The sequence below is a fragment of the Pseudomonas mandelii genome (genome assembly GCF_024138395.1).
In the GTDB taxonomy this organism is placed as follows: domain Bacteria; phylum Pseudomonadota; class Gammaproteobacteria; order Pseudomonadales; family Pseudomonadaceae; genus Aquipseudomonas; species Aquipseudomonas mandelii_E.
Window position 1 is genome coordinate 1 of the sequence record NZ_JAMYDU010000052.1, and the last position, 4,013, is coordinate 4,013.

The following is a 4,013-nucleotide window of genomic DNA, read 5'->3' on the forward strand; positions in this document are numbered from 1 at the left end:
ACTGCGTTTTGCGCCCGTATCCATTGCACCTTCCTGATAAGAAGTCAGAAGGTGTAAACCTTATTCAGGACGAGACAAAGCCAACAAAAAAGGCCGCGATCCAATGGATCTCGGCCTTTTTTATTGATGGTACATTCTTGAAGCTTTCAGTGAACTTGACGGCCCCTTCGCGGGCAAGCCCGCTCCCACAGTATTTGGTGGCGTACACAATATTTGTGTACGACGCAGATCCCTGTGGGAGCGGGCTTGCCCGCGAAGGCGGCATCACAGACGTCGAGAGACTACTTGCCGATTGCGATCTTCGGCGCCCAGGTCAGCCACTCATCTTCGAACTGATCGAACAGCGGGAATGTTTGCTCGGGCCGCGCCGGGACACCCATGCGGTCGCCATCCGGCGTGGCAAAAGCAATGCCGCCCTGAACCAGCGTCTCCAGCGATTCAGTGCGTATTGTCGCGCCTTTGAACAAGCCGTAATCAAAACCAAAACCGCTGGTGTTCCAGAACCGCGTGCCACTGCGCACCAGCGGCGCGTATTTCGGTTCGATCAGGATGTGCACCAACACTCGATCAGCCGTCTGGCCCAGTTCATAGCCGGTCACCTTGCCTACGGTGATTTCGCGATAGGTGACGGGAACGCCGGCCTTCAGCGAACCCCGACGAGCAGCGCTCAACACCAGGCTTAAACCAGCCTCTTCCTTGGCGATTTCCGGAGGATTGGTCAAGGCCTCGAAAGTCTTCTGCGGGCCGAGGTTCTTCGGCGCCGGTTGCACTTCGATGTATTGCCCGGTGACCAACGTTTCGAGGTTCGAGGTTTTAATCAGGCCGAGTTCAGGTTTGACCACCCAGAACTGACTACCGACCCGAGCGATACGCTCCGGCACTTCTGTGATTCGCGCGGTCAGCAGTACTGATTGCAAGTCATCGCTGAGGTCGACATCCTCAATCTTGCCAACGTCCAGGCCTTTGAATCGAACTGGCGTGCCACTGCGCAGGCCATCGGCGCGATCGACCTTGATCGTCACCATAGTGCCTTTCTGCGTTGCCTCATCATGGTTGGCATGCAGGCGGAAACGTGGAATACGCTTTTGCAACGGCGCCTTGGCTTCCGGGGTTTCGAAGGCGATGCCACCGGCCATCAGGCTCTGCAGCGACTCACTTTTGACCTGAATGCCGCCGGTCAACCCACCAGTGAGCGTAATGCCGCTGGCATTCCAGAAACGCGTCGAAGCATTGACCAGCCCTTCGTATTCCTTCTCGATATGCACCCCGATCACCAGCTGCTTTTTGGTACGGGAGAATTGATAGCTCTGAACCGAACCGACCTTGACCTGTTTGTAGAGAATCGGACTGCCGACTTCCAGAGAACCAAGGTTGTCGGTGAACAACACCAAGTGCAGGCCTGGCGAACGCAGATCCAGTGGCGGCGCCTTGGGCCTTGCTTCGAATTCACGCTGCGGTGCACCACCCTTGTCGCCAGGGCGCACGGCGATGTAGTTACCTTTGACCAGCGCTTCCAGCCCCGTAATACCGGCGAGCGAAATCGATGGTTTTACCACCCAGAACTGGGTGCCAGTGACCAGGTAATCCTCGGCCAGTGGGTCGAGAGTCAACTCGGCGCTGGCACTGGACAGGTCCGGGTCAACCTTGAGCGTTTTCAGGTTACCGACCTGGATGCCTTTGTACATTACCGGCGTACGACCGGCCTGCAGGCCTTCGAAATCGCTGAGTTTGACCTTGACCCGAATACCCGCTGCGGCTGCATCGAAATCCTCATAGAGACGGAACGGCAGGCTTGGATCGGTGGGTGGGCTGTCCTTGCGATTTTCCGGAGTGGCGAACGCAATACCACCGGCGACAATGCTGGCCAGGGACTCGCTACGCACTTTCACACCAGAAAGGTTGGCGTCGATACTGATGCCGCTGGCATTCCAGAAACGCGTGTGTTTACGCACAAGGCTGGCGTAGGTCGGCTCGATGAAGACTTTGAGTTCGACAGTGCTCTGGTCTGCGGACAGCACGTAGCTTTTGATCTGACCGACCTGAATCTGCTTGTAGAACACCGGGCTGCCGCGATTCAGCGAGCCGAGGCGATCAGCCTTGATGGTTAGGTGCAGGCCAGGTTGGGCGTCCGATAGCGGAGGCTCCTGGGCCAAGGCCTTGAACTTGCGGGTCGGCTCGCCTTCACCCGGGCTGACAGCCACGTAGTTACCCGAGACCAGCGTCTCCAGTCCCGTGATACCGGCCAGGCTCACGCTCGGTTTGACCAGCCAAAAACGCGTGCTGGTCCTGAGGTATTGCTCCACGTCTTTGTTCATTTCGATGGTAGCGATCACTCCTTTGGAGCTGCCTTCGTCATCGAGTTTGAGGGCTTTCACCTTACCGACCGACATGCCTTTGTAGACGACTTCGGTCTTGTTGGCCTGAATGCCTTCACCGCTTTCGAAGCGCACCTGAATCTCGATGCCCGTCTCGCTGTAGGCACGCCAGCCGAGCCAGCCGCCGATGATCAATGCGATCAGGGGCAATACCCAAATGGCTGACCAGTTCGAGGCCGGTCGGGTTTTCGCTTTAGGCAAATCAGTCATGGTCGTCGTCCGACTCCGTGTTATCCCAAATCAGTCGGGGATCGAAAGTTACTGCGGCAAGCATCGTCAGAATCACCACACTGGCGAAGGCGATGGCGCCAAGATTGGCTTCGATGCTGGCAAGCCGTCCAAAATTCACAACCGCCACCAGGATGGCGATCACAAAGATATCCAGCATCGACCAGCGGCCGATGAACTCGATAAAGCGGTACATCAGAATGCGCTGGCGTGCCGAGAGTGGCTGACGACGCTGCACCGAAAAAAGCAGCAAGGCGATGCCCACCAGCTTGAACGTGGGTACCAGGATGCTAGCGATAAAAACCACGGCGGCGATCGGAATCATGCCGTGCTGAACCAGTTGGATCACGCCGGACATGATGGTGCTCGGGTCGCCTTGGCCCAAGGAGTTAACAGTCATGATCGGCAGCACGTTAGCCGGAATGTAGAGAATCGCACCTGTGATCAACAACGCCCAGGTACGCATCAGGCTATCCGGGCGACGGGCATGAACCAGCGCACCGCAGCGGGTGCAAACTTGCTCGTCGGTATCGGCTTCCTGCTTGTTCAACTCGTGGCATTCAGTACAAATCAGAATGCCTGCATCAATCGCCCGCATGGGCATCTTCTCCTGATAGAGCCTGCCAGATCTGGTGCGGTGACATCACTACTTCCAGCCAGACCTGAACCAACAACAAACTGATGAAGCACGCCAGACCAAGACCCACGGTAATCGCCGCCATATCGGCCAATTTGACGATCGCAACCAGTACGCCCATGAGGTAAACCTCGAGCATCCCCCAGTCCCGTAGATGGTGATAAATGCGGTAGAGCAGCAGGCCATAACTGCGTCCGATATCGAAGCGAATACTCAGCAACACGAACAGTTGGCAAAGCAGCTTGAGCAGAGGAATCCCCATGCTGCAAAGGAATACCACTGCCGCTACGCCTCGCATACCGGTATCGAACAGACCGACAACGCCACTCCAGACAGTATCGTGCGACGACTGTCCGAGTAGATGGAGCTGCATGATGGGTAAAAAGTTCGCAGGTATATACAGCAACAGTGCGGCAATGACCAAGGCGAGACTGCGCTGCACGACATTGTGTCGATGGGCATACAGCTCATAACCGCAGCGTACACAGATGGCTTTCTCACCATGAGCAAGCTCAGGCTTACGCATTAGCAAGTCGCACTCATGACACGCTACCAAGTCGTCCAGCGGTAAATCTGACAGCCCTGGGGCGTCAACCGGATCGGGCATAAAGGCTCTGGCTCCAAAAAAGTTGGACCTATTCTAGTGTCCTGACTCGAAAATAACTGTGCAATTTTGTATTGTCGCAAGAGTGCTCTTTTCCTGCGGACAAAACAAAACCCCTACCTGCAGATGCAGATAGGGGTTTCGGAATTTGATCTTGACGATGACCTAC

3 protein-coding genes are annotated in these 4,013 nt (G+C 56.1%); all 3 read right to left on the reverse strand.

The genetic code is table 11. The annotated features are described in order from the left end of the window. Positions 1-281: 281 nt before the first annotated feature. Genes NHU87_RS28240 through NHU87_RS28250 form a run of 3 tightly spaced genes read right to left on the reverse strand, consistent with a single transcriptional unit; the run spans position 282 to position 3,847 of the window. Positions 282-2,585 (reverse strand): PqiB family protein, encoded by a 2,304-nt coding sequence (locus NHU87_RS28240; RefSeq protein WP_253555129.1) that lies wholly within the window; start codon positions 2,583-2,585, stop codon positions 282-284. Beyond that, a complete protein-coding gene (locus tag NHU87_RS28245) occupies positions 2,578-3,201 on the reverse strand; it encodes a paraquat-inducible protein A (protein WP_253555131.1) in 624 nt (207 codons plus the stop codon). The genes NHU87_RS28240 and NHU87_RS28245 overlap by 8 nt, the downstream gene beginning before the upstream one ends. Further along, entirely contained in the window at positions 3,188-3,847 is a 660-nt protein-coding gene (locus NHU87_RS28250; RefSeq protein WP_253555134.1) for a paraquat-inducible protein A, read from the reverse strand. Before NHU87_RS28250 ends, NHU87_RS28245 begins: the two co-directional genes overlap by 14 nt. Positions 3,848-4,013: the final 166 nt, after the last annotated feature.